General features: G+C 66.7%; 23 protein-coding genes. 13 read left to right on the top strand and 10 right to left on the bottom strand.

The window, feature by feature from the left end; genetic code table 11:
* Positions 1–194: 194 nt before the first annotated feature.
* Positions 195–710 (top strand): 50S ribosomal protein L10, encoded by a 516-nt coding sequence (rplJ, locus tag LH19_RS15835; protein ID WP_054729973.1) that lies wholly within the window; start codon positions 195–197, stop codon positions 708–710.
* 58 nt (positions 711–768) lie between these two features.
* The gene (gene rplL / locus LH19_RS15830) at positions 769–1,140 is read left to right on the top strand and encodes a 50S ribosomal protein L7/L12 (protein WP_054587123.1); all 372 of its coding nucleotides are present in this window, start codon (positions 769–771) and stop codon (positions 1,138–1,140) included.
* A 99-nt stretch (positions 1,141–1,239) separates the two neighbouring features.
* Here rplL and LH19_RS15825 read toward each other — a convergent pair whose 3' ends face one another.
* Together LH19_RS15825 and LH19_RS15820 are read right to left on the bottom strand one after the other, a co-directional pair.
* Positions 1,240–2,229, bottom strand: coding sequence for a hypothetical protein (locus tag LH19_RS15825; protein WP_054729970.1), 990 nt, complete (start codon positions 2,227–2,229; stop codon positions 1,240–1,242).
* A gap of 164 nt (positions 2,230–2,393) precedes the next feature.
* Positions 2,394–3,908: a hypothetical protein gene (locus tag LH19_RS15820; RefSeq protein WP_054729961.1), complete on the bottom strand. Its 1,515-nt coding sequence runs from the start codon at positions 3,906–3,908 to the stop codon at positions 2,394–2,396.
* Positions 3,909–4,042: 134 nt separating this feature from the next.
* Here LH19_RS15820 and LH19_RS15815 point away from each other — a divergent pair, with 134 nt between their 5' ends.
* Both LH19_RS15815 and LH19_RS15810 read left to right on the top strand, forming a co-directional pair.
* The gene (locus LH19_RS15815; RefSeq protein WP_054729957.1) at positions 4,043–5,071 is read left to right on the top strand and encodes a D-alanine--D-alanine ligase family protein; all 1,029 of its coding nucleotides are present in this window, start codon (positions 4,043–4,045) and stop codon (positions 5,069–5,071) included.
* The gene (locus tag LH19_RS15810) at positions 5,068–5,928 is read left to right on the top strand and encodes an NTP transferase domain-containing protein (RefSeq protein ID WP_082395779.1); all 861 of its coding nucleotides are present in this window, start codon (positions 5,068–5,070) and stop codon (positions 5,926–5,928) included. The genes LH19_RS15815 and LH19_RS15810 overlap by 4 nt, the downstream gene beginning before the upstream one ends.
* Here the strand turns inward: LH19_RS15810 and LH19_RS15805 are convergent.
* On the bottom strand, positions 5,849–7,291 hold the full coding sequence (locus LH19_RS15805) for an 8'-apo-carotenoid 13,14-cleaving dioxygenase (RefSeq protein WP_054729955.1): 1,443 nt from the start codon (positions 7,289–7,291) through the stop codon (positions 5,849–5,851). The two genes, LH19_RS15810 and LH19_RS15805, sit on opposite strands and share 80 nt — an antisense overlap.
* A gap of 115 nt (positions 7,292–7,406) precedes the next feature.
* Between LH19_RS15805 and LH19_RS15800 the strand changes: the two genes are divergently transcribed.
* Both LH19_RS15800 and LH19_RS15795 read left to right on the top strand, forming a co-directional pair.
* Complete coding sequence (locus LH19_RS15800) at positions 7,407–8,009, top strand: TetR/AcrR family transcriptional regulator (RefSeq protein ID WP_234715947.1); 603 nt, start codon at positions 7,407–7,409, stop codon at positions 8,007–8,009.
* Between the two features lie 60 nt (positions 8,010–8,069).
* Positions 8,070–9,857: a sensor domain-containing diguanylate cyclase gene (locus LH19_RS15795; protein ID WP_054729953.1), complete on the top strand. Its 1,788-nt coding sequence runs from the start codon at positions 8,070–8,072 to the stop codon at positions 9,855–9,857.
* A 2-nt stretch (positions 9,858–9,859) separates the two neighbouring features.
* Here the strand turns inward: LH19_RS15795 and LH19_RS28740 are convergent, their stop codons facing one another.
* Positions 9,860–10,360, bottom strand: a complete 501-nt coding sequence (locus LH19_RS28740) for a hypothetical protein (RefSeq protein WP_145923489.1) — start codon at positions 10,358–10,360, stop codon at positions 9,860–9,862.
* 241 nt (positions 10,361–10,601) lie between these two features.
* A complete protein-coding gene (locus LH19_RS15790; RefSeq protein WP_054729950.1) occupies positions 10,602–11,972 on the bottom strand; it encodes an SPOR domain-containing protein in 1,371 nt (456 codons plus the stop codon).
* Positions 11,973–12,241: 269 nt separating this feature from the next.
* On the opposite strand from LH19_RS15790, the gene LH19_RS15785 reads away from it, so the two are divergent.
* The 4 genes from LH19_RS15785 (at position 12,242) to LH19_RS15770 (ending at position 15,437) form a co-directional block, all read left to right on the top strand.
* Complete coding sequence (locus LH19_RS15785; RefSeq protein WP_054587134.1) at positions 12,242–12,964, top strand: ParA family protein; 723 nt, start codon at positions 12,242–12,244, stop codon at positions 12,962–12,964.
* Between the two features lie 15 nt (positions 12,965–12,979).
* Complete coding sequence (locus tag LH19_RS15780) at positions 12,980–13,627, top strand: hypothetical protein (RefSeq protein ID WP_054729948.1); 648 nt, start codon at positions 12,980–12,982, stop codon at positions 13,625–13,627.
* A 2-nt stretch (positions 13,628–13,629) separates the two neighbouring features.
* Complete coding sequence (locus tag LH19_RS15775) at positions 13,630–14,997, top strand: SPOR domain-containing protein (protein ID WP_054729945.1); 1,368 nt, start codon at positions 13,630–13,632, stop codon at positions 14,995–14,997.
* A gap of 200 nt (positions 14,998–15,197) precedes the next feature.
* On the top strand, positions 15,198–15,437 hold the full coding sequence (locus tag LH19_RS15770) for a hypothetical protein (RefSeq protein WP_054729942.1): 240 nt from the start codon (positions 15,198–15,200) through the stop codon (positions 15,435–15,437).
* 177 nt (positions 15,438–15,614) lie between these two features.
* On the opposite strand, the gene LH19_RS15765 is transcribed toward LH19_RS15770, so the two are convergent.
* From LH19_RS15765 to LH19_RS15745, 5 genes are all read right to left on the bottom strand, one after another.
* The gene (locus LH19_RS15765; protein WP_054729934.1) at positions 15,615–16,838 is read right to left on the bottom strand and encodes a dihydroorotase; all 1,224 of its coding nucleotides are present in this window, start codon (positions 16,836–16,838) and stop codon (positions 15,615–15,617) included.
* Entirely contained in the window at positions 16,829–17,824 is a 996-nt protein-coding gene (locus LH19_RS15760; protein WP_054729932.1) for an aspartate carbamoyltransferase catalytic subunit, read from the bottom strand. Before LH19_RS15760 ends, LH19_RS15765 begins: the two co-directional genes overlap by 10 nt.
* A gap of 13 nt (positions 17,825–17,837) precedes the next feature.
* Positions 17,838–18,155: a DUF1294 domain-containing protein gene (locus tag LH19_RS15755; protein WP_234715946.1), complete on the bottom strand. Its 318-nt coding sequence runs from the start codon at positions 18,153–18,155 to the stop codon at positions 17,838–17,840.
* On the bottom strand, positions 18,152–18,613 hold the full coding sequence (ruvX, locus tag LH19_RS15750) for a Holliday junction resolvase RuvX (protein ID WP_054729929.1): 462 nt from the start codon (positions 18,611–18,613) through the stop codon (positions 18,152–18,154). Before ruvX ends, LH19_RS15755 begins: the two co-directional genes overlap by 4 nt.
* 97 nt (positions 18,614–18,710) lie before the next feature.
* Positions 18,711–19,988 (bottom strand): DUF3089 domain-containing protein, encoded by a 1,278-nt coding sequence (locus LH19_RS15745; protein ID WP_054729926.1) that lies wholly within the window; start codon positions 19,986–19,988, stop codon positions 18,711–18,713.
* Positions 19,989–20,170: 182 nt separating this feature from the next.
* Here LH19_RS15745 and LH19_RS15740 point away from each other — a divergent pair, with 182 nt between their 5' ends.
* From LH19_RS15740 to gatA, 3 genes are all read left to right on the top strand, one after another.
* The gene (locus LH19_RS15740; protein ID WP_054729924.1) at positions 20,171–21,952 is read left to right on the top strand and encodes a DUF4153 domain-containing protein; all 1,782 of its coding nucleotides are present in this window, start codon (positions 20,171–20,173) and stop codon (positions 21,950–21,952) included.
* A 73-nt stretch (positions 21,953–22,025) separates the two neighbouring features.
* Positions 22,026–22,328, top strand: coding sequence for an Asp-tRNA(Asn)/Glu-tRNA(Gln) amidotransferase subunit GatC (gene gatC, locus LH19_RS15735; protein WP_054729912.1), 303 nt, complete (start codon positions 22,026–22,028; stop codon positions 22,326–22,328).
* Positions 22,328–23,809 carry an Asp-tRNA(Asn)/Glu-tRNA(Gln) amidotransferase subunit GatA gene (gatA, locus tag LH19_RS15730; protein WP_054729909.1) on the top strand — a complete coding sequence of 494 codons (1,482 nt, stop codon included), beginning with the start codon at positions 22,328–22,330 and terminating at the stop codon, positions 23,807–23,809. The genes gatC and gatA overlap by 1 nt, the downstream gene beginning before the upstream one ends.

The following is a 23,809-nucleotide window of genomic DNA, read 5'->3' as shown; positions in this document are numbered from 1 at the left end:
AGCCGAGACGGGGAACAGTCTTATTCGGTCGCCCGCCTGCCTTCGCAGGCGACGCGTCTTGACCGACCCCATCGGACATCGCCAACGCAAATGCAGGTGAGCCTCGGCTCGCGCCTGTATCTGCGTTTTTTAGCCGCCCGGCGGCGTGTGCGTTTCGACGCCCGCGCATCCGGGCAGATGAGTGGAGTATAGGCATGGATCGTACGGAAAAGGCCGAAGCCGTATCCTCGCTGAACGCTACGCTGGGATCAGCTGCTGCTGTTGTGGTCGTCCGCAACCTCGGCATGACCGTCGCTCAGTCGACGGTGCTGCGCCAGCAGATGCGCGATGCAGGGGCCGAGTTTCGCGTCACGAAGAACCGTCTTGCCAAAATCGCGCTCGACGGCACGTCCTACACCGGCATCGGCGAACTGCTGACCGGTCCCACGGCCCTCGCGACCTCGACCGACCCGGTCTCGGCTGCGAAGATCGCCGTGGAATTTGCCAAGACCAACGACAAGCTTGAAATCGTTGGCGGCGGCATGGGCGACGTGGTGCTCGACGTGAACGGCGTGAAGGCGCTTGCTTCGCTTCCCTCGCTCGACGAGCTGCGTGCCAAGATCATCGGTCTGGTGCAGGCTCCGGCCACCAAGGTTGCGCAGATCGCCGCAGCCCCGGCGGGCCAGCTGGCGCGGGTTTTTGGCGCATATGCCGCCAAAGAAGCAGCGTGATTTCGAACTAACCTTGAAACTTACTGCCGGGATATCCCGGTTCTGATGGAGAATGAACATGGCTGATCTTGCAAAGATCGTTGAAGACCTTTCGGCGCTGACCGTTCTGGAAGCTGCCGAGCTTTCGAAGCTGCTCGAAGAAAAGTGGGGCGTTTCGGCCGCCGCTGCCGTTGCTGCCGCTCCGGCTGCTGCCGCTGCTGGCCCGGCTGCCGAAGAGCAGACGGAATTCGACGTCATCCTGACGGGTGACGGCGGCAACAAGATCAACGTGATTAAGGAAGTCCGTGCGATCACCGGCCTGGGTCTGGGCGAAGCCAAGGCACTCGTCGAAGGCGCGCCGAAGGCCGTCAAGGAAGGCGTCAACAAGGCCGAAGCCGAAGAGCTGAAGGCCAAGCTGCTCGCCGCCGGCGCGACCGTCGAACTGAAGTAATTCGGTTCGGGGCCTTGCGGGCATCGCCCGCAAGCGTTCCTGCAAAAGAAAAAGGGCGGTGCCGCGAGGCACCGCCCTTTTTCTTTATGCGACCGCCGGTCAGTTCTTGGAATAGCCCGGACGGAAGCTGGTGCGGACGCGGGCCGGTTCGGGGCGGCGCACTTCCTGCTCGGCGGGGGCCGGCGCCGGACGCTGGGCGATTTCCCAAGCGCTGACCGGCTTGCGGGCCATATCCTTCTGCGCCGCAAGCGTCGCGTCATATTCGGCGCGTTCCTGGCTATCAAGGAAGCGCGCGCGGGCGAGCCGCTTCTTGAGCGTAGCAAAGGGATTGTCGGGCGTCGGACCGGCAAGCGCCATCGCTTCGTGACGGCCCATGCTGCCGCTCGGTGCAGCCGCGAACGACGGCGTACTGGCGAGCGCAGGGCGCGAAGCCGGCAATTCCTCGCGCGGCGGGTTATAAGGCACCGCCTCGGCGGCTTTCATCGCCTCATAGCTCATACCTTCGTCCACGGTGTCGACTTCGCTGCGACGACGACGGCGCGCGAAAGCCAGGCCGGCACCGCCGACGATCAGCAGCGCGGCGGCTCCGCCAGCGAGTTCCCAAGGGAAACTATCGCCCGTAGCTGCTGTCTCGACGGGACGCACGGCGGGTTCGGCAACCGGTTCGGCGGGCGCCATCACGGGCGCGACGACCGGGGTCGCTTCGCTCGCCAGCGGGGCGGTTTCGGCAGTGGCCGGAGCCGAAGGCTCGGGCGTCGCGACCGGCTCGGCCGCGGCGCGTGCGATCGGGCGCGGCGCCGGGCGTTCAGCGCGTTGCGGTGCCGCAGCCGCTTTGGGCTCGGCTGCCTTGGGAGCCGGCTCAGCTTCCACCGCAGGAAGATCGAGCGGTACGCGGATTACCGGCTTGGGCGCGGGCGGCTGCGCCGTCTGCGGTGCGGCGACAGGCGCCGTCGTGCTCGGCTGCGCCACCGTCGGCGGCGAGGCAACCGGGGGCGTCGTGGCGACCGGCGGCGTCATCGGGACGACCGGGGCTTCCTGCGCAAAGGCGGCCGGCGTGGACAGGGCCAGGAACGCGGCAATCGCGCTCATGGCGGGGCGGGAGAGGGGAAGTTTCTGGGTCATAGTGAAGAAGAAACGACCCACGACGGGAAAGCGCTGCGAAAATAGGCCGGATTCCACGATGAGCCGTGCGGCCGGGACGGCGTGGCGAAGAATCCGGGCCTGTTTGTCGTGTGGTGAGACCGGTTTTGCGGTCAGCCGATGGGGGCAGGCTGGGGCGCATCGAGCGCCATCGCCCCCGCTGTCGAAATTGCGGCGCCGAGGAGCGACATGTCGCGATCCAGTCTTTGATCGAGCGCCATATCGTCCATCGCAGCCATCTCGACGATCAGCGGCATCGAGAGCGACAAACGCAACGTGCCCGCCATACGGCCATCGAGCAGCGGATGCGTCTTCACCGGCTGGCCGAGACGGATTTCTTGGCCGAACCATTGGCGGGACTGGCGGGCGATGTGACCGTGCATCGCCTTTGCCGTGTCGAAATCGCATTGCGGCCAGCGTGCCGAGAGGTCGAGGGTGCGCAGCGTTTCGGTGGCGAGGCAGCTTGCGCCGGCGCCCGGGACTTCGGCGAGTTCGAGGCGTTTGACGATGCGCATTACATGATGGCTGAACCGCGCCGCGACGTGCGTTACGCGGCCCGCGGGCAAGGCCGCAAAGCGTTCGATTTCGATCAGTGCCGCCTGCAGCCGGAGCAAAAGTCCGAAATTGCCGTTCGCCGGCAGGCAGTCGGCGCCCGGCCAGTCGGCGGGCCATTCGGCGCGGTTGGCGAGGCGGCGGAAGCCTTGCGGCAGCGGCTGCGCGCGGTCGCGCAGCGCAGCGGGAACGAGCGCGAAACCACTGAACGGAGGCCCTCCCGCAAACTTCGAGCCCGTCATCAGCACCACGCAGCCGAGATCGGCATAGCGGCGAACGACATGCGGTGCGATGCGGAGCTGGCAGGCGTCGACGACGACGGTCATCGCGTCGCCATGCGTTGCGACGAGCCGCTCGACATCGGCGAGCGCGGGGAGTGTCAGCCCCGACTTCGATCCGTGGACGACATGGACGACGGCGCGGCGGCCGCCCGCGGCGGCGCGCTCGATATGGAGCGACAGTTCGGCCGCGACGGCGGCCGATGCGCGCGGGCGACCCGCGGCATCGCGGACCGCGACGTCGACAAGCTCGATCCCGGCAAAGACCTGGTCGATTGCCGATTGGGCAACGACGCGCGCGCCGGTGGCGGTTTCTTCGGCGAAGAAACGGCCCGCCGCGCTGTGGACGCAGCCGCTGCCCACCTCGTCGCGGCCGAGCAGGACCGCCGTGATCGGACACCCGTCATAGGCGGCGGCCAGGCCGACATATTCGAGATCGGTTCCCGACGCGGCGAAGACGATCGCGTCTTCGCCGCCAAGGCCGAAATATGCGCCGAGCCGGTAACGGATTGCGTCCAGCTCCGCGGCATAGTCGGCGGCCGCGACCGGCCGGTGGAGGCGGTCTTGCCACCGGCCGACCAGCGTCTCGAAAGCATGGTCCGAAATGCTGCTGATCGTCGATGAGCCATAGGCCAGCGCGTCGCTGGGGGCGGCGCTGGCGTAATATTGGTTGCGGCCCTGCGCATCGAGCCGGATGCGCCCGTCCCCTCCGCTGACGAGCGCCGAAGCAAGCCGCGCGGCATATTCGCCGTGCGACCGCGAGCCGTCTTTGTCGAAACTTTTCGGGTTCAAAAGCATGCGGATGGATCCGATCGGATTGGGGTCTATCCACCCGAATTACCGGTCCAAGATGACAGAGATTTGGCGTTTTGGTTTCAGGCTAGTCATCGAAAAGTCATCGGCATGAAACCTGACTATGGTCAGAGCGTCACATGCGAACCACCGATCTCACCCCGACCCGGCTGCCGGATCGCCTGCGCGATACCCAGCGGCTTCTTTTCATCGCCAAACATGCGAAATGGACCGGCGGGCTCCATAGCGAGGACGGCAATCACGCGCTTTACCATCGCGAGACGCGCGAGATACTCGAAGGGCTCGGCATGCCGCTCGTCGTTGCCGACAATTATGCCGACCTCTTTGCGCGCCCCGATGCCGATTTCGTCTTTCCGCTGCTGAATCGCGGCGGCTTCTATAACAGCGAGATGTTGCTGCCCTTGCTCTGCAACCGGCTGGGGCTGCCCTATGTGGGTGCCTCGCCGATTGTCCGCGGGCTTTCGGACGACAAGCATCTCACCAAGCTCGAAGCCGCAGCGCGGGGCGTTCCGACTGCGCCCTGGGCATTGTTTCGTCGCGGGGCGCCAATCGACGTGTCGCGCTGTCCGCCGGCGCGGCGCTGGGTGATCAAGCCGAACAACAGTTCGGCGTCGTGGGGCATTCGCGATGCGCACGACCGGGGCGAACTGGCGCAGGCGATCGCCGAGGTGCAGGCGCTCGATCATGATGCGATCGTCGAGCCCTTCATCGACGGCAGCGATGTCGAGGTGCCGGTGGTCACGATCGACGGCGCACCCGCGATGCTGCCGATGATGGTCTTCGAGCAGGCCGACCCGAGCCATTTGCGCACCTATCAGGAAAAGCGCGATCTGGTCGACCGCAGCCAGAAATACAGCCTGAAACTCTTCGACGATGCCGAGATCGGCGCGCGGCTGACCCGCTATACGACGGAGATGGCCGAGATATTCCGGCCTTTCGATTATGGGCGGTTCGAATTTCGCGTCGATTTCGCGACCGGCGAGATCCGGCTGCTCGAAGTCAATCTCAACTGCAACCTATGGTCGGAGAAGGTCTTTGGCCGCGCGGCGGTCGCGGCGGGCTTTACGCAGGCCGACCTGATCGAGACGATCGTGTCCGAAAGCATGATCCGTCAGCTTGTCGGTTTTGCGCGGAGGGATGCGGCATGAGCGGTTCGATCCTGATCCTTGCCGGTCGCCGTCCGGGTGCCGTCGACGCGCTCGCCGAGGCGCATGGGGTCGGCGACAAATGCCTTGTCCCCGTGGCAGGCCGGGCGATGATCGCGCATGTGCTCGACAGCGCGCTACAGACCGACGCGGCGCGGATATTCGTCTCGACCCATCATGAAAGCTTGCTCGACGATCTGGCCGACCCCGTGGTCGAGCGGCTCGGCGAACGGCTCGTCATCGTTCCGGCCGCCGACAATCTGGCGGACTCGGTCCTGGCCGTCGCCGACCGTGCAGAATTTCCGTTGTTCATCACGACCGCCGACAATTGCCTGCTAACGCCCGCGACGATTGCCGAGATCGGCAGCGAGGCGGCGCGGCTGGGCGCTGGCGCCGGGGTGGCGCTCGCGCGGCGCGAGGATGTGCTGGCGGCGCATCCCGAGGGGCAGCGGCGCTTCTATGAATTTTCGGACGTCGCGGTGTCGAACTGCAACGCCTACTGGATCGGCGATCGCGGCGCGCTGCGCGCGGCCGAGGCGTTTCGCGGCGGCGGGCAGTTCGTCAAGAAGCCGATCCGCGTGATGCAGGCGTTCGGCCTGATCAACCTGCTCCGCTTCCGGTTCGGGCTGGGGCCGGTCCACCATATCTTCCGGCGCATCTCGCGCCACCTGAAGGTCGACATCGCCCCGCTGCTGGTGAGCGACGGGGCGACGGCGATCGATGTCGACAATGCGCGGTCGCTGGCGGTGACCGAAATGCTGATGTGGCGCCGCGGTCTCGTCAGTCCGCGACCCAGTTGCCGTGAAACCCCGGCGGAACGCGGTGCGGCAGATGAACGACGGCTTGTGCCGGCCCATTGAAATCGTCGGCGTTGAGGATGACGAGGTCGGTGGTCTCGTCGTTCATGTCGACGACCAGTCCGATCAACCAGCCATCATCCTCGGCGCCTTCGGCGCTGCGCGGCACGAAGACGAACTCGCCGGGATGGCGCCCGGGGCCGAAATCGCGCGTGTCGGTGGTCCCGCGTTCAAGGTCGTGGCGGAATAGCCGCGTGTCGGCGATCATCATCTCGACCGCCTCGCCCTCGGGTAAGGAAACACTGTAAACATAGCGATAGGGGCGCGTCGTCAGCCGCTCGTCGTAGCGTGGAAATTCCTGGCCATGGTCGTGGATGACGGTGCGCACCGTCGTTCCGGCGACGGGGTCGATCGTCCAGCGTTCCATCCGCGACCGCTCGCTGTCGGGGCCGCGTTTCGAGCGCGCGAACATCGTTTCGTGCGCGACGACGTCGACGATCACCTTGCCGTCGGCGGTCTCATGGGCATTGGCGGGGTGGAAGACATAGCAAGGCTCGACCGGGACCCAGACGATCTCGTCGCCGCGGCCCTTGCGGTGAAGCAGGCCGACGCGCGCCGGGTGCGCGTCGTTCCATTCATAGGGAAAACGATAGCCGGCGAGCAGCGACTTCATCGAGAAGGTGACGGGCAGGTCGAAGACGAGCACATAATTTTCGGTGATCGCACAGTCGTGGATCGACGGCCCGTCGGCGACCGCGATCGCTTCCTCGCGGATGACCTGTGCGTCGGCGTCGAGGACGACGTGCCACACCTGGTTCGGATTGGTTCCGGCATAGGTGATCGCGTGCGTCTCGTTCGTGAACGGGTCGTGGTGCGGATGCGCGGTGTAGGAACCGGCGAGCGTGCCGTCGAAGGGATTGTGCGCGACGGTGTCGAGCGTATCGCTGAGCTCGACCGGCTTGCCGCCGGCCTCGACGATCGCAAAGGTGCGGCCGGCAAAACCGACGACATTGGTGTTCGGCGCGTCGTTGCCGTCGCTGCGCGGTCCGGGCGGGATCGCTTCGCCGAGCGCGGCGCAGGCTTCGCTGCCGCGCACCCAGCGGTTGCGATACCAGTCGGCTTTGCCGCCTTCGATGCGGATACCGTGGACCATGCCCGCACCGGTGAACCAGTGATAGCTGGCGGGATCGGGGGCGATGGCGGGATTGGGGCCGTTGCGGAGATAGCGGCCCTTCAGCGCCGCGGGGATTTCGCCGTCGACGCGCAGCGCTTCGAGGGTCAGTTCTTCGGTCATCGGTTTGTGGATGCCGGTGAGATAGGGGTGCGCGTCGGTGGGGCGGGGGAGGCGCTTGCGGTTGAAGTCCGCGACCTTGACGATGCCCTTGGTGACGGCGCTGCGGATCAGGGTTTCGACGCTGCTGGCCATGATGTTGCTCCTCGAGCGGAAGTTGGCGAAGGTGCCGCACAGCGTGGGCTTGCGCGGACGACTCGATATGTTTACAGTGACAACATATATGACCAACAAAGGTAACAGTGTCAACATGAAAAATGCAAAGGGGCGTTCGGAGGCGAAACCGAAGGCCGAGGGTGCCTATCATCACGGCGACCTGCGCGCGGCGGTGATCGCGGCGGGGATGGAGCGGCTTGCCGCGGGCGACGAGAGCGAACTGGGGCTGCGCGCGCTGGCGCGCGACGTCGGGGTGAGCGCGACCGCGCTCTATCGCCACTTCCCCGACAAGGAGGCGCTGCTCGACGCGCTCGCCGACGAGGGGCTGCGGCGGCTCGGCGCTTTGCAGGCGCAGGCGTGGTTGAAGGCGGGCGGCGGCAGCGCCGGCTTCAAGGCCACCGGCATCGCCTATGTCCGCTTCGCGCACGAGGAACCGGCGCTGTTCCGCCTGAGCTTCACGCGCAAGATCCCCGAGCGTTATCGCGAGACCGGCAGTGATGGCGGGGAGACGGCGTACAACCTGCTGCGCGCCGGGGTCGGCGAGGCCTTGCCCGGGGTGAAGGACCCCGACGTCGCGGCGCTCCACGCCTGGTCGCTCGTCCACGGCCTGGCGATGCTGATCCTCGACCGCCGCATCGAATGGGACGAGGCGAAAGTTGCCGATGTCGTCGCGCTGACGTTTGGCGGGGTCGCCTGACGCTGCCACGCCCTTTGTAATCTTAGCAATTTATTTGCCAGTTTCGGCGATTTTGGGGAGATGACGCGATCGCTCCCCCCAAGAGTCGAGGCGGCTTTCTGGTTTTCGGCCACGGCGCTCGGCTATTATCTGTTGGCGAGCCTGTCGTTGTACGCGACGAAGGGCGCCGACAATATCGCCGCGATCTGGCCGCCGAGCGGCTATTTCCTCGCGCTGCTGTTGCTGATGCCGTCGCACGCCCGGCTACCATCCTTTGCGGCGATGGCCGCGGCGAGCCTTGCCGCCAACATGATGGCCGGTTCGCCGCTCTGGACGTCGGCCGCCTTCTCGCTCGCCAACGGCGCCGAGGCCGCGATCGCGCTGTGGGTGCTGCGCCGCCGCGAGGCGGGCGAACTGTCGTTCATGGTGCCGCGTTCGGTCGGCAATTTCTGTGTCGCGGCGCTGTCCGCAAGCACGGTGAGCGCCGCGATCGCATGGGCACTCACCGGCGGCAGCGCCGACTTCTTCCTGTCGTGGCTGACGACGGTCGGGCTCGGCATGCTGATCGTCACGCCGCCGATCATCATGCTCGCCCGGCTCGCCGAATCGAAAGCGCTCCGCAACATGCCGCTGGCGATGCGGATCGAAGCGACGGTGATCCTGACGCTCGCGGCGCTGGTGACGACGGCGTCCTTTTCGCAGTCCCAATTTCCGGTGACCTTCATCCCCTGCGTCGCAGTCGTCGCCGCCGCCTATCGGCTCGGCCCGTTCGGTGCCGCCGCGGGCATGCTGGTCGTCGCGATCATCGCGTCGCTGCTGACCGGGCAAGGCCATGGCCCGATCGCGGGCATCGACGCGGCGCCGAAGATGAAAGTCTTCTTCCTGCAATTCTACCTGCTCACCCTGCTCGGCACGGTGTTGCCGCTCGCGGCGCTGCTCGTCGTGCGGCAACGGCTGTCGCGGCGGCTCGAACAGAGCAATCGCTGGCTGCTGCAGGCCGAGGCCGCGGCACTGGTCGGCCACTGGCGCGTCGACCTGGTGCGCTGGACGATCCACTGGTCCGATCAGGCATACCGCATCCACGGGCTCGATCCCGGCACCGAAATGAGCATCGAGGGCAGCCTCGACCTCTATATGCCCGGCGACGGCACGCGGCTCCGCCAGACGCTCGAGGATGCGGTGCGGGACGGGGTTCCGTTCGAATATCACGGGCAGGTGATCCGGCCGCACGATGACGAGATCCGCGATATCGTGTCGCACGGCTCGATCGAATTCAGCCGCTCGGGACGGCCGGTCGGCATTTTCGGGACGATCCAGGACATCACCGAGACGGTCGACAATGCCCGCGCGCTGGAGGCGGCGCGCAATTCGGCCGAGGAAGCGGCGAACACCGACCTTCTGACCGGGCTGCCGAACCGGCGCCACACGCTCGCCTTCCTCGAACGCGCGCTGATCGGCGCGCGCGACAATGGCGCGCCGCTGGCCGTCGCGATCTTCGACATCGACCATTTCAAGCGGATCAACGACAGCTATGGCCACGCCGTCGGCGATGTCGTGATCCGCCGCGTCGGGCAGCGCGCGGAGGCATCGCTGCGCGACGAGGATATGGTCGGCCGCTTCGGCGGCGAGGAATTCGTCTGCGTATTCCAGCGGTCGAGCGCGCAGGCGGCGGAGATTGTCGCCGAACGGGTGCGCAAGGCGATCGAGGCCGAAGACCGCTCGGCCGATGGCCCCGCCCGCGTCACGGTCAGCATCGGGCTGGCAGTCTATGCCGGCGAAGCCAGCGTCGAGGACCTGCTGCACCGCGCCGACGAAGCGCTGTACCGCGCCAAGCGCGAGGGGCGGAACCGGCTGCGTATGGCGGCGTAGGATCAAGAATCGTCGCCGGGGCTCTCTGGTACCATGCGAGCTAGAGAAATAACTTCGTCCACGATCAAGTCATGATCCGATCCCCCCAAATGCCCATGCGCTCCCGCTTTCAACGTGCGGCGTCCCCAAAATTCGATCCTGTAAAGCGCCTCGTCGCCGGTCTTTACCCGAAGAATATTGTCGGGGTCGGAAAGCCAGATGCGCTCACCGGACGTATCGGATGAGCATGATTCCGCTGGCGAAGCACAAAAGCGTGAGCCTTCAAAGTCGTTGCGCCACAAACCCTTCCAAAGCTTTTTAGGACCCATTTCAAAGCATTGATCTGCGCGGGTCGGCATTGCGTCGATGCCGCCATAGCGTAGCCTGTTGAGGCATTGTTCAGTGATGCCGGGCAGCTCATCCTTTAATTCGCGGACAAGTTCCTCCGAAACGACGGGGCGTTGGCGTTCACAAGCCTGTACTGTCATAATAGCTGGCAAAAGGATCGCTAAACGCCATTGCATCGAGATGGCATCGCATGAAGTCAGTTTACATTCAACTCGGCCCGCTCCCCACCGCATATTGCGGTTCGTCGATCAGGGGTAGCTGCCGCTGACCACCGGGCAGCCGGTCCGCCCATCATCGTCACCCCGGACTTAATCCGGTCCACGACAACGGCGCGGTTATGGATCCCGGATCAAGTCCGGGAGGACGAGAGGAAGGAGCGAATGTCCGTTCTCTATACCGAACCGACGCGCCGACCGCCTATCTGTCGACGACGAGGCAGGCCTGGCCCGATTTGCGGAGGGTGGCGCAGAAGCTTTCGGCTTCGCCTTTGTTGGCGAAATCGCCCACCTGCAGTCGGGTGAGTTTGCCCTGCACCAGATAGGGTTGGCGCGCGGCGAACGACGGATGCTTCTTTTCGAGGCTCAGCCACAGTTTGCGCGCATTGCCCTCGACCCCGAAGGCGCCGAGCTGCGCGCGCCACGGGCTGGCGGCGGCATGGCGGACCGGGGCGGGCGCCGGCGCGGCGGCAGGCGCCGGAGCGGTTTCCGGCAGCGGCGCGGCCTCGACCGGCGCGGGCGAGGCCGCAACGAGCTCAGGCACGGGCGCCGGGGTCGCAGCGGGCGGCAGTTCGCCGCTCTCGGGTGGCGCGGCGTAGGTGGTGCCGGGCTGCACGGGCGCGGCCGCGGGCTGCGACGGCGGGATCGCAGCGGTCTGGATCGGCGCCGGTACGGCGCGGACCGGAACGGGTGCGGCGGCGGTCGCGGCGGCGGCATTCGCGGTCGCCTGAACGGCTGCGGCGGCAGCGGCTTCGGCCGCGGGCGACGAAAGCGGAGCGGGCGCCGGCGGAACGGCGACCGGTGCGGCGGCGACGGGCGCAGGCGCAGGCGCGCGAACCGGGGCTGGCGCCGGAGCAGGGGCAGGCGTGATCACCGGCGGCGGGGTGTAGCTGGTGCCGGGCTGCGACGCGGGCAGGCTGGCGGTCTTGACCGGCGACGGCGCGGGCTTGACGGGCGCCGGCGCGGCGGCGTTCACCGCGGCGAGGCGCGCGCGCTGTTCGCTCTTTTCCATTTCGGGCAGCATCGCGAGGCCGCGCTGACGCTGTTCGAGCGGGATGAGATTGTCGAGCTGCGCGAGCCGCGCCGAGGCGATGCCGAGCCCGGCGTCGCTGGCGCGCTTGGTCAGCGCATAGGCGCGCGGCCAGTCCTGCGCCGCGAGGTCGCCGTTGAACATCGCGGTGCCGAGGACATATTGGGCGCGCGGTTCGCCGCGCTCGGCCGAACGGGTGATATAGGTCATCGCCTCGTCGCGGCGATTGGCGGTGAAGAGGATGAGGCCGAGATTGTCCTCGGCCTGAAGATGCCCTTGTTTGGCGGCCTTGCGGTACCAGGCTTCGGCCTGGGCGAGGTCGGTCGGCACGCCGCGGCCAAGCTTGTACGCCTGACCGAGGTTGAACTGAGCATCGGCGTCGCCCGCCAGCGCGAGCGGACGCCATTCGGCGACCGCCGCCTGATAATCGCCCGCCTGCCAGGCCTCGACGCCCTGTTTGACATCGGCATGTGCGGGGGCGGCGAGCATCGCCGCCGAAACGAGCGGGAGCGCCAGCAAAAGGGCGGTGCGGAATGAACGCATCTATATTCTCCAATGACTTGCGCCGCGCAGGGTTCCGATCCCTTGGCGGTGTGCAGTCCCGAAGCTGCCCTAACCCCAAATGGCTAACAGCGCGTTAGCGACGGGTAAGGGGGGTGCGAATCCTGATCCGTTCCGGGACAGTTATTCACTAAGGCTTTGTTTACCATAGGTGCGAAGAAGTCGTTCACCCTCTTTTTGCCATCGTTAACCCAATTTTAGCGGCCTGCGTGGCATTCCCCATCGCGATTGAGGTTTTGAGGGGGACAGTCGTGCGCGTTTTGGCATTGGCTTCACAAAAAGGCGGGTCGGGCAAGACGACATTGTCGGGACATCTGGCGGTGCAGGCGCAGCTTGCCGGCGCCGGACCGGTCGTGCTGATCGACATCGACCCGCAGGGTTCGCTCGCCGACTGGTGGAACGAACGCGAAACCGACCTGCCGGCTTTTGCGCAGACCACCGTTGCGCGGCTTGCTTCCGACCTTGAAATCCTGCGCCAGCAAGGCTTTAAACTGGCCGTCATCGATACGCCCCCGGCGATCACCATGGCGATCCAGAGCGTTATCGGCGTTGCCGAACTGATCGTCGTCCCGACGCGCCCGAGCCCGCACGACCTGCGTGCCGTCGGCGCCACCGTCGACCTGTGCGAGCGCGCGGGCAAGCCGCTGGTGTTCGTCGTCAACGCCGCGACGCCGAAAGCAAAGATCACCAGCGAGGCTGCGGTCGCGCTGTCGCAGCACGGTACCGTCGCCCCGGTCACCCTGCATCACCGCACCGACTATGCCGCGTCGATGATCGACGGCCGCACGGTGATGGAAGTTGATCCGAACGGCCGCTCGGCCGAGGAAATCCGCCAGCTCTGGTCCTATATGAACGACCGTCTGGAGAAGAATTTCCGCCGCACCATCTTCTCGGCGCCGCTGCCTTCGCAGGCGGGTTACGGCGCGGTCCGTCCGATGGGCGGCGGTTTCGGCCGCCGCATCGCGGGCCAGTAAGGGGGAGCCGGAATGATGGGCGAACCCAAACCCCTCGCATCGCTGAGCGCCGGACTTCTCGCGCGCAAGGGCGCCGCGCGTCCCGCGATGCGCCGCCAGCCGCTGGGCAGCGGCCCCGCGACGCTGAACACCACCGGTTACGACGACCTCGGCTGGAACGACATGGGATATGATGTCGATCCCGACCAGTCGGCCGAACCGACGAACATGGTCGACTTGAAGCCGATGCTGGCCGGATCGGTGCTCGCGCATAATGCCGAGGCCGAACATGCGGTCGAGGAAAGCGCCGGCCACGAACTCACCGATGCGCTGGCGAACGAGGAAGCCTATCTGGCCGAACCGCCGGCGATCCCCGAGGTCGTCCGCCAGCAGGAATCGCTGGTCGATCGCGTCGCCGCGGTGGCGCGCAAGGTCGAACAGCGCCCCGTCGAGCGCAAACCGCGGGCGCTGCGTGCCCGCGAAAAGGCGGCGTTCACGCTGCGCCTCGACGCCGAGCGCCACCTGCGGCTGCGGCTGGCGAGCGCGGTGACCAACCGGTCTTCGCAGGTGATCCTGACCGATTTGCTCGACGAATATCTGTCGACGCTGCCCGAAATCGACGCGATGGCAAGCCGCCTCCCGGCGGCGCGCCCGGCGCGCCGGACGATGCACAAGGGGGACTGACCATGAAACGCAACATGCTGATGAAGCTGGCCATTTCGGGCTTCGTCCTCGGCGTGACGACCTTCGGGAACGGCACGCTCGCCTCGGCTTCGAACAAGCCGACGGTCGCCGAAAAGTCGGCGGGCGCGGCGCGTGTCGCGCTCGAAAAGGGCAAGGCGAACAAGGCGGTCGGCCATGCCGAAGCCGCGGTTGCCGCAAGCCCGCGCGACGCCGGCTATCGCGCGCTGCTCGGCCAGGCCTATCTCAACGACGGCCGTTTCGATTCGGCCGCAGCGGCGCTTACCGAGGCGATGGAACTCGGTGCGACCGACGCGAATACCATCCTCGCGCTGACGCTGGCGCAGATCGCGCAGGGCAAGACGCCCGATGCCGTCGCGCTGCTGAATGCCCACCAGGCGACCGTGCCGGCGCCCGACGCCGGGCTGGCGCTGGCGCTGGCGGGCGACAGCGAATCGGCGATCTATGTCCTCACCGAAGCAGCGCGTGCCGAGGGTGCGAGCGCCCGCACGCGGCAGAATCTGGCGCTGGCCTTCGCGCTGTCGGGCCGCTGGGCGCAGGCCCGCGTACTCGCCGCGCAGGATCTGTCGCTCGCGAAGCTCGACGCGCGCATGGGCGAATGGTCGAAACTCGCATCGCAGCCCGACGCGCGCCTGCGTGTCGCGACGCTGATCGGCACCAAGGCCAAGGCCGACGCCGGCATGCCGGTCCGTCTCGCGCTGGCCAATGCGCCCGAGGTGCGGATGGCCGCCGCGGCGGACGACAAGGTCGTGCTCGCCGCCGCCGACCCGGCGCCGGTCGAGAGCTTCGCCCCGCCGCCGCCCGTGCTGGCGAGCGCTGACACCAGCATCCGTACGGTCGAACTGCCGATGCCGCAGCGCGACGAGAATGGCGTCGTCCCGGTGACCGAATTGCCGCAGCCCGCAGCGGCTCCGGACGTGATCATGGCCGACGCAGCGCCCTATCGCGCCGCACCCGGCGCACCCGCCGAAACCGTGCGCCCCGCGCAGGCGCAGGCACTCGAGCTCGCGACGCGGATCGTTCCCGCCGCCTTCAATTCCAAGAAGCCGAACGGTTGGGCCGTCCAGCTCGGCGCCTATGACAGCCTTGGCATCGCCAAGGAAAAATGGGGTGTGCTGAAAAAGCGGAACGGCATGCTCACCAGCTTCCCGGCGTCCAGCCATGCGGCGGTCGTAAAGGGGCGCACCTTCTATCGCCTGACGGTCAACGGCCTGGCAACGCGCGGCGACGCGACCGAGATGTGCCGCCAACTGAAAGCGCAGGGGCAGGTGTGCTTCATCCGCCAGATGGGCGGCGCCGAAAACATCCAGTGGGCCGCGAAATCGAGCCCGCTGCGGCTCGCGTCGCGATAGTTTCGACACTCCGGGGGGAGTGGACCGAGGAAGGGGCGTGGCCGTAAGGCCACGCCCCTTCGCTTTTTTCCGGTCGTCCCGCACGACGCAGAGAGTTTTAAACGACCCAAATTTATTTTGCGCCATATTGGTATGAAATACATTGATAAGTAACAAAATCCTGATTAGGGGGCGATTGCTAACAGTGGACGGAGTTTACTATGAATCTCTTTAAGAAGGCTGCGATCACCCTCGCGGCAACCTCGATGGCCGTTGCGCCCGTCGCTGCTTCGGCTGCGCCGGCTGCCGCCGCATTCGACGGCGTGCGTGCAACCTCGACCGTCGAAGGTCAGAGCGAACTCGAAAATTCGACCTGGCTCTATGGTCTTCTTGCTCTCGCGGCGATCATCGGCCTCGTGCTGATCCTCGACGACAACAAGGACGATCCGGTCAGCGTCTGATCGCTTCGTCTGAAGAACATGAAAAGGCCCTGTCGAAAGACGGGGCCTTTTTTCTTTGGCGATAGAATTGGCTGTGAACTCACAGCAACGGTGGCGGGTTAGGGGTTGGGAGCGGACTTTCGCCCGTTTTGTGAACCCCGGCGAAAGCCGGGGCCCTCGGCGGAGCGGGATGTGCCGTCAGCGGATACGCAGGCCGCCCTTCCACATCGCGGTCGCGCGGCCTTGCACCGGCATGCCGTCGAAGGGGGTGTTGCCGGCCCAGGCCGCCATCTTCTTGGCATCGACCTGCCAGGGCGTCGCTTCGTTGACGAGGATCAGGTCGGCTTCCTTGCCCACGCCAAGGCGGCCGGCATCGACGCCGAGGAGGCAGGCGGGGGTGCGCGCCAGCAGCTCGAACAGGCGCCCCGGCGAAATATGGCCGTCGCGGACAAGATTGAGGCCGAGCGCGAGCAGCGTCTCGGCGCCCGCCATGCCGGGCAGCGCCTCGGCGAAGGGGAGGCGCTTGTCTTCGGGACCGCGCGGGTCGTGGCCCGAGGCGAGGATGTCGATCGTGCCGTCGGCGATGGCTGCGAGGCACGCCTGACGGTCGTCTTCCGACCGCAGCGGTGGCGACAGGCGCGCGAAGGTCCGGAAGTCGCCGATTGCCGTGTCCGAGAGCAACAGGTGCGCCGGGGTGATGCCGCAGAGGACGGGCAAGCCCTTCGCCTTGGCGGCGCGGATCAGGTCGAGCCCGCGCGCGGTCGTGACCTGACGGAAATGGACGGGCGCGCCGGTTTCCTCGACCAGCGCAAGGTCGCGCGCGATCGCTATCGCTTCGGCGATGGCGGGGGCAGAGGACAGGCCGAGCCGGGTCGCCATCTCGCCGTCGGTGGCGACGGCACCCGCCGTCAGCCCTTCATCCTCGGCATGGATGATCGTGACGAGGCCGAGCGAGGCGGCATAGGTCAGCACGCGCCGCATGACGCCGCTGTCGGGGATGCGGTTGCGGCCGGTCGCGATGGCGCGCGCTCCCGCCTGCTTCATCAGGCCGATTTCGGCGAGTTCGCGGCCGGCGAGGCCCTTGGTCGCGGCGGCGAGCGGATGCACCCAGAGGTCGGGTTTGCCGCCCTTGGCCGCACGCTCGACGAGGCCGGCGCTGTCGAGCGGCCCGCTGTCGGGCATCAGCGCGGCGCGCGTGATGCCGCCGAAATGGAAGGCGGGCTTGTCGGTGGCAAAGACGCCGAGATCGATGATCCCGGGGGCGAGCCACTGGCCGCGAGCGTCGATGGTTTCGGCGCCTTCGGGAACGTCGGCCGGGTCAATCGCCGCGATGCGGCCGTCGACCGCGAGCAGGCTGCCCGGACGCGGCGTGTCGCCGTCGATCAACAGCGCGCCGGTGATGTGGAGCGGTTTCAGTTCCATCCCGGCACTCCCCGCTTGCGGCGCGTCAATATGTCGAGGCACGCCATGCGGACCGCGACCCCCATTTCGACCTGTTCGGTGATCGTCGAGCGTTCGACATCGTCGGCGACGCTGCTGTCGATCTCGACCCCGCGGTTCATCGGGCCGGGGTGCATGACGATCGCATCGGGTTTCGCTTTTTCGAGCCGCTTCGGTGTCAGGCCGTAAAGCGCATGATATTCACGCGCCGACGGCAGGTAAGCGCCATCCATACGCTCGTTCTGGAGGCGGAGCATCATCACGACGTCGGCGTCCCTGATGCCTTCGTCCATGTCGGTGAAGGTCGTGACGTGCATGCGATCGATCGCCGGCGGGGTGAGCGTCGGCGGCGCGACGATGCGCACCTCGTTGCCGAGCAGGGTCAGCGCGAGGATGTTCGAACGCGCGACGCGGCTGTGGAGGACGTCGCCGCAGATGGCGATGGTGAGGCCCTCGACCCGGCCCTTGCGGCGGCGGATGGTCAGCGCATCGAGCAGCGCCTGCGTCGGATGCTCGTGGCGGCCGTCGCCGGCGTTGAGCACCGGGCAATCGACCTTGTCGGCGATCAGTTGCACCGCGCCCGAGCTTTGATGGCGGATCACGATGGCGTCGGCGCGCATCGCGTTCAGCGTCATCGCGGTGTCGATCAGCGTTTCGCCCTTCTTCACGCTCGATTGCGCGGCGTGCATGTTGACGACATCGGCGCCGAGGCGCTTTCCGGCGATTTCGAACGACAGCAGGGTGCGCGTCGAATTTTCGAAAAAGGCGTTGATGATCGTCAGGCCGGCGAGCCGGTCGTCATGTTTGGCGGCGCCGCTGCGGTTCATCTCGACCCATTGTTCGGCGGCGTCGAGGACGTAGGAAATCTCCCACGGGGTGAGCTGGGCGATGCCGGTGAGGTGGCGATGGCGAAAGGCATCGCCGCCGGGCGGATAATCGCTGGCGGGTCGGATGGTTGTGTTTGTCATTAAAGCCGAGCGTTTAGGTGGCGGCGCGCAAATAGGCAAGTGCCGAGGCGATCCATGGTTCCAATATCCCGAACGTCCAGAGGGCGAGCAGGAGGATGTCGAGCCACAGCCAGATCATCATCCACGTCGCGAATGGCTGCTTGCGCGTCTTGTGGCGGACGAGCCGCGATGCGGCGACGGTGCCGAGGGCGCCGCCAAGAAAGGCCCAGAGCAGCAGGGTGGACTCGGGTATCCGGCGCACGCCGGCTGCGGCGCGGCGCTTGTCGGCGACCATCAAGCCAAAGGCGATGCCGTTCGCGGCGGCGAGCCAATAGAGGAAATAGCGGATCAAGCCCGGGTCAGGGCGTCGATTGCGCCCTGCAGGATGAAAGCGGCGGCGGCGCTGTCGACGCGTTCTGCGCGTTTGGCGCGGCTGACGTCGGCGGCGATCATCGCGCGCTCGACCGCGGCGGTCGACCAGCGTTCGTCCCAGAGGAGGAGGGGGAGGGCGAGCGGGGCGAGGTTACGCGCGAAGGCGCGGGTGCTTTGCGTGCGCGGGCTGTCGGTGCCGTCCATGTTGAGCGGGAGGCCGACGACGAGGCCGGTGATCGAATGGGCGGCGACGAGCGTCCCGAGCGCCTCGAGGTCGACCGAGAATTTCTTGCGGACGATCGTCTTGTCGGGGGTCGCGAAGCTCCAGCCGGCGTCGCAGAAGGCGACGCCGATCGTCTTGGTGCCGACGTCGAGGCCCATCAGGCGGCCGCCGTCCGGGAGCGCGGCGGCGAAGTCGGGAGCGGCGGTGGTGATCATATTACCGCCTCTCTAGCCGCTCGTGTCGAGCGAAGTCGAGACACCCATCGGTAGGCCTGCCTTCGGGGCATCTCGACTTCGCTCGATGCGAACGGCATCAGGTTTTCGGTGCCGCAGTTACGGTAGCCGCCGGGGCGGGAAGGGGCGTCGCGGGCGGCGGCACCGGCGATGGCTTGCCTTCGAACGTCGCGAGGCGCCGCAGCACGTCGGCGCGGACGTTCGCCCAGAACAGGGTGATGTCGAAGACGTGGTAATTATTGCCCGGCAGCACATAGCTCGGCGCATAATCCTTGGCGACCTCGGCATCGCCGATCATCAGCAGGCCGCGCGTATCGTCGCATTTGGCGCCGATCTTGCCCGCGACGAGCGATCCCTTCTTGAAGCCGTCGGCGGGCTTGAGCGTGCCGATGTTGGCCTCCGGGCCCGCCGCGGTATCGGGGATGCCGGTGAGCGGATTGGTGCACAGCATGCGCGTGCCCGCGCGCGGGCGACCGTCGTAGCCGATCGTGCCGTCATAGGCGTCGGTCACCATGATCGGGTCGGCAGGCTCCGCGAAGCTGGCCCAACTGATCAGGCAGCCCTTTTGCTCGGGGGTCTGGCAGGCGGGGAGGCCGAGCGCCGCGATGTCGGTATCGACGCTGATCGGCCAGCCGATCACGTAAGCGGCGACGATGCGCTTCGCGAGCGGGGTGCCGGCGATGCGGTTCTTGATCAGCGTTTCGATGTGCAGCGCGCCCTGGCTGTGCCCGGCGAGGATGATCGGCCGGTTTTTGGGCTGCGCCGCGAGGAAGGCGTCGAACGCCTGTTCGACGTCGCGATAGGCGGCGTCTATCGCTTTGCCCGCCGTCACGCGGTCTTCGGCGAGGAAGGCACCGAGCGTCGCCTGACGGTAGCGCGGCGCCCAGAGTTCGCCGGCGTCGCCGAAAGCGCTCGCCATACCCTGCATGAACAGGGTGGTGCGGTAATTGGCGTCGCGGTCCTCGAGCGGCGCGTTCCAGCTCGACTTGCTGTAATAACTGGTCGGGTGGACGAAGAAGATCGCGGCGTCGCCCTTGGGCGCGGCGGCTTCGGCGGGCGCCGCGGCGGTTGCCGCGCGGGCCGGCGGAATCAGCTTGTCGCCGTCCCCGGTCTTGGGCGTCGCGGCGCCGTCGGCGGGCGGTCGCCATGCCGACGGATCGTTCTCGATCCCCGGCCGCGAAATCCACATCGCAGGATCGTCATAGGCGTTGGGGGCGATCGCCGCCTGCGGCTTGAATTCGGTCGACGGCACGAACGCGACGCGGCCGAACCAGGCGGGCGCGAGCTGCCAGGCGATGCCGACGCCGAGGACGAGAATGATGATCGCGGCGATGAGGTAGAGGAATTTGCGGGCCATTTGGGCTCCATGGGGGAGAAAAAGTTTGGGCGCTATCTAGCGGTCCTTCAAATACTCGTCACCCTGAACTTGGTTCAGGGTCCACGGCCCGAGGCGCGACGATATGCGTCGCGTGTCGGGATGGCAGGCCATGGATGCTGAAAGAAGTTCAGCATGACGAAATTGGAAGTTAGACATTGGGCATGACCGACGCCCCTGCAAGCACGCCCGCCGCCGATTCGCCCCGGCTCGCCTCGGTACGACTCGACGAGAATGACGCACCATGGCCGCTGCGCCCGTGGATCATGGCGGCGATCGGGGCGCTCGCGGGACTGTTGTTCCACATGCTCGTCGACCGCCAATATGTCGCCGAACCGGCGCCGCTGCTCGACGCGCTTGCGGCCTTCATCGCCGTTTCGACGGTGGTTTTCCTGCTCGGCGTCGAAATCCGCCGCTGGCACTGGGCACTGGGTTTCGCGCTGCTGTGGGGCGCGGTGATGGGGCTGATCAGCGGCTATTCGGCGGGTTATAATCTCAACGGGTCGCCGATCGAATGGCCGTTCTGGTCGGGAATCCTGGCGGTGCTCGTCGCGACGCCGCTGTTTCAGACACGCCGCGATGTCGCGCCCGACTGGCGCTTCTGGAAACTGTGGCAGATGCCCTACGAACGGCTGCACAGCCACGCCTGGACCGACGCGGTGATCGGCGCGGCGGGGCTGGTCTTCGTCGGCATCACTTTCCTGCTCGTCGTGCTGATCGGGCAGATGTTCAAGCTGATCGGGATCGACCTGATCGAGCGCCTGCTGAACGGCGAATGGTTCGGCTGGATGCTCGCGGGAGCGGCATTCGGCGGCGCGGTCGGGCTGCTGCGCGAGCGCGACAAGCTGGTCGCGACCTTGCAGCGGCTGGTGATGATCGTGCTCGGCGTGCTGGCGCCGGTGCTGGCGGCCGCGCTGGCGCTGTTCCTGCTGTCGCTGCTCGGCACCGGGCTGACGCCGCTCTGGGAATCGGGATTTTCCACCGCGGCGCTGATGATGGCGGCGGCGGCGTTCGCCGTGCTGCTCGCCAATGCGGTGATCGGCAACGGGCGCGACGACCGGTCCGCGAACCGCTTCCTGCAGATTGCGGCGGCGGTGCTGGTCGCGGCGGTGCTGCCGCTTGCGGTCATCGCTTTCTACTCGATGCATTTGCGCGTCATCCAATATGGCTGGACCCCCGAGCGCATCTGGGGGGTGATCGCGGCGATCATCGCGCTCGCCTATGGCGCGGCGGGGCTGTGGTCGGTTGCGAAGGGGCGCCGCGATTTCGACGATCTGCTGCGGCCGTTGCAACAGAAGCTGGCGATCGGGCTGATGCTGCTGGCGCTGTTCCTCGCGCTGCCGCTGATGGATTTCGGCGCAATTTCGACGCGCGACCAGTTGGCGCGATTGAAAACCGGCACGACAAAGGCCGAGAAATTCGACTGGGCGGCGCTGGCGTTCGATTTCGGGCCCGCGGGGCGGCGGGCGCTCGCCGATCTGGCGAAGTCGCCCGACAAGGCTAGGGCTGATCTGGCGAAATGGGCGCTCGCCGCGCAGAATCGCTGGGATCTGAACGTCCCGGGCGAGGCCGTCGATGCCGCCGATGTGACCTATGGCGCCAAGCCGATCCGCGACAAGGTGCGGGTGCTGCCGGCGGGGCAGCTATTGCCGCCCGAGGCCTATGCAGCGCTCGATACGCGCGGCCAGTGCAAGACTGCGCCGTGCGCCGCCTATGTGCTGGGTTCCGACCGCATCGTCGTGGCCGGGCGCGGCAACAATGTCGTGCTGTTCGCGCGGGATGCAAAGACCGGCGAATGGGCCGAGGATTATGAAGGGTTTCGCGGTGGCGCGATCGCGGAGGGTTTGACGATCGACGAGCTCGAAAAGGCGGTGATCGAGGTGCGGCCGGTCCAGCGGCGGCAGCTCTTCGTCAATGGCAAGCCGCTGGGCGAGGATTTCGAGTGAGAATCGCGCGCCTGCCTTGAAGCGCGCGGGGGAGGATGCTAGCGGCGCAGCTTCTCCCGATAAGGCGACTAGAATGGCAATCGATCAGGCAACGGTAAGGAAAATCGCGTCGCTGGCGCGCATCGCGATCAGCGATGCGGAAGCCGCCGCGATGGAAGGCGAATTGAACGGCATTTTGGGCTGGGTCGAGCAACTCGGCGAGGTCGATGTGACCGGGGTCGAGCCGATGACTGCGGTGATCCCGAACATACTGCGGCTGCGCGACGATATCGTCGATGCCGACCCGCTGACCGGCGGCAACCGCCGCGACGATATTCTCGCCAATGCGCCCGCGCCGCAGCACGGCTTTTTCGGCGTTCCCAAGGTAATCGAATAATGACCGAACTTACGAACCTGACCGTCGCCGAGATCCGCGACGGGCACCGCGCGGGCGATTTCAGTGCTGTCGAGGTCGCCGAGGCGTTCAACGCCAATGTCGCGGGCGCGAAGGCGCTGAATGCGTTCATCGTCGAGACGCCCGAACATGCGATCGCGGCGGCGAAGACGGCTGATGCCGACCGCGCGGCGGGGACGCTGAAGCCCTTGTCGGGCGTGCCGATCGGGATGAAGGATTTGTTCGCGACCAACGGCGTCCAGACCACAGCCGCGAGCCATATGCTCGAAGGCTTTGTCCCGCGTTATGAATCGACCGTTTCGCAGAAATTGTGGGACGCGGGCTGCGGCATGCTCGGCAAGCTCAACCTCGACCAGTTCGCGATGGGATCGTCGAACGAGACGAGCTATTTTGGCAATGTGATCTCACCGTGGAAGCGCAAGGATGGCGGCAATGCCGCGCTCGCGCCGGGCGGATCGTCGGGCGGCAGCTCGTCGGCAATCGCGGCGCGGCTGTGCCCCGCGGCGACGGGGACCGACACCGGCGGCTCGATCCGCCAGCCTGCGGCGTTCGTCGGGATCAGCGGGATCAAGCCGACCTACGGCCGCTGCTCGCGCTGGGGCATCGTGGCGTTCGCGAGCTCGCTCGATCAGGCGGGGCCGATGGCGCGCGACGTCAAGGACTGCGCGATCATGCTCGAAAATATGGCGGGCTTCGATCCGAAGGACGCGACGAGCCTGAACCTGCCGGTGCCCAATTGGGAAGCCGCTTTGTCGAGCGATCTCAAGGGCAAGAAAGTCGGTATTCCTAAGGAATATCGCCTTGAAGGCATCGATCCCGACATCGACGCGATGTGGGATGCGGGTATCGCGATGCTGAAGGATGCCGGGGCCGAGGTTGTCGACATCAGCCTGCCGCACACCAAATACGCGCTGCCGGCCTATTATATCATCGCGCCCGCCGAAGCGTCGTCGAACCTCGCGCGCTATGACGGTGTGCGTTACGGCCTCCGCGACCTGCCCGAAAAGGCCGGATTGCAGGACATGTATGCCGCGACGCGCGCCGACGGCTTCGGGCCCGAGGTCAAGCGCCGCATCATGATCGGCACCTATGTGCTGTCGGCGGGCTTTTACGACGCCTATTATACGCAGGCGCAGAAGGTGCGGACGCTGATCGCGCGCGATTTCGAACAGGCGTTCGGAGTGTGCGACGTCATCCTCGCGCCGACCGCGCCGTCGGCGGCGTTCGGGCTCGGCGAGAAGACCGCCGATCCGCTGGCGATGTATCTCAACGACGTGTTCGCCGTGCCCGCGAGCCTCGCGGGCCTGCCCGCGATGTCGGTCCCCGCGGCGCTGAACCGCGAAGGACTGCCGCTGGGCTTGCAGATCATCGGCAAGGCGTTTGACGAGCAGGGCGTGCTGAACGCGGGGCTGGCAATTGAAGAGCGGGCGGGCTTCAACGCCCGCGCCGAGAAGTGGTGGTAA

Origin of the sequence: Sphingopyxis macrogoltabida (assembly GCF_001314325.1) — a bacterium.
Classification (GTDB): domain Bacteria; phylum Pseudomonadota; class Alphaproteobacteria; order Sphingomonadales; family Sphingomonadaceae; genus Sphingopyxis; species Sphingopyxis macrogoltabida.
Note: the sequence above shows the minus strand (reverse complement) of the source record. Positions and strands in the feature narration are given on the sequence as shown.

What these genes read in the sequence shown, in the direction of transcription:
- rplL (WP_054587123.1), top strand. Translation starts at nt 769, where the DNA reads ATGGCTGATCTTGCAAAGATCGTTGAAGACCTTTCGGCGCTGACCGTT.
- LH19_RS15790 (WP_054729950.1), bottom strand. Translation starts at nt 11,972, where the DNA reads ATGCGTTCATTCCGCACCGCCCTTTTGCTGGCGCTCCCGCTCGTTTCG.
- LH19_RS15775 (WP_054729945.1), top strand. Translation starts at nt 13,630, where the DNA reads ATGAAACGCAACATGCTGATGAAGCTGGCCATTTCGGGCTTCGTCCTC.
- LH19_RS15800 (WP_234715947.1), top strand. Translation starts at nt 7,407, where the DNA reads ATGAAAAATGCAAAGGGGCGTTCGGAGGCGAAACCGAAGGCCGAGGGT.
- LH19_RS15825 (WP_054729970.1), bottom strand. Translation starts at nt 2,229, where the DNA reads ATGAGCGCGATTGCCGCGTTCCTGGCCCTGTCCACGCCGGCCGCCTTT.
- LH19_RS15820 (WP_054729961.1), bottom strand. Translation starts at nt 3,908, where the DNA reads ATGCTTTTGAACCCGAAAAGTTTCGACAAAGACGGCTCGCGGTCGCAC.
- LH19_RS28740 (WP_145923489.1), bottom strand. Translation starts at nt 10,360, where the DNA reads ATGCAATGGCGTTTAGCGATCCTTTTGCCAGCTATTATGACAGTACAG.
- LH19_RS15760 (WP_054729932.1), bottom strand. Translation starts at nt 17,824, where the DNA reads ATGACAAACACAACCATCCGACCCGCCAGCGATTATCCGCCCGGCGGC.
- LH19_RS15810 (WP_082395779.1), top strand. Translation starts at nt 5,068, where the DNA reads ATGAGCGGTTCGATCCTGATCCTTGCCGGTCGCCGTCCGGGTGCCGTC.
- LH19_RS15780 (WP_054729948.1), top strand. Translation starts at nt 12,980, where the DNA reads ATGGGCGAACCCAAACCCCTCGCATCGCTGAGCGCCGGACTTCTCGCG.
- LH19_RS15765 (WP_054729934.1), bottom strand. Translation starts at nt 16,838, where the DNA reads ATGGAACTGAAACCGCTCCACATCACCGGCGCGCTGTTGATCGACGGC.
- rplJ (WP_054729973.1), top strand. Translation starts at nt 195, where the DNA reads ATGGATCGTACGGAAAAGGCCGAAGCCGTATCCTCGCTGAACGCTACG.
- LH19_RS15795 (WP_054729953.1), top strand. Translation starts at nt 8,070, where the DNA reads ATGACGCGATCGCTCCCCCCAAGAGTCGAGGCGGCTTTCTGGTTTTCG.
- LH19_RS15805 (WP_054729955.1), bottom strand. Translation starts at nt 7,291, where the DNA reads ATGGCCAGCAGCGTCGAAACCCTGATCCGCAGCGCCGTCACCAAGGGC.
- gatC (WP_054729912.1), top strand. Translation starts at nt 22,026, where the DNA reads ATGGCAATCGATCAGGCAACGGTAAGGAAAATCGCGTCGCTGGCGCGC.
- LH19_RS15815 (WP_054729957.1), top strand. Translation starts at nt 4,043, where the DNA reads ATGCGAACCACCGATCTCACCCCGACCCGGCTGCCGGATCGCCTGCGC.
- LH19_RS15770 (WP_054729942.1), top strand. Translation starts at nt 15,198, where the DNA reads ATGAATCTCTTTAAGAAGGCTGCGATCACCCTCGCGGCAACCTCGATG.
- LH19_RS15745 (WP_054729926.1), bottom strand. Translation starts at nt 19,988, where the DNA reads ATGGCCCGCAAATTCCTCTACCTCATCGCCGCGATCATCATTCTCGTC.
- ruvX (WP_054729929.1), bottom strand. Translation starts at nt 18,613, where the DNA reads ATGATCACCACCGCCGCTCCCGACTTCGCCGCCGCGCTCCCGGACGGC.
- gatA (WP_054729909.1), top strand. Translation starts at nt 22,328, where the DNA reads ATGACCGAACTTACGAACCTGACCGTCGCCGAGATCCGCGACGGGCAC.
- LH19_RS15740 (WP_054729924.1), top strand. Translation starts at nt 20,171, where the DNA reads ATGACCGACGCCCCTGCAAGCACGCCCGCCGCCGATTCGCCCCGGCTC.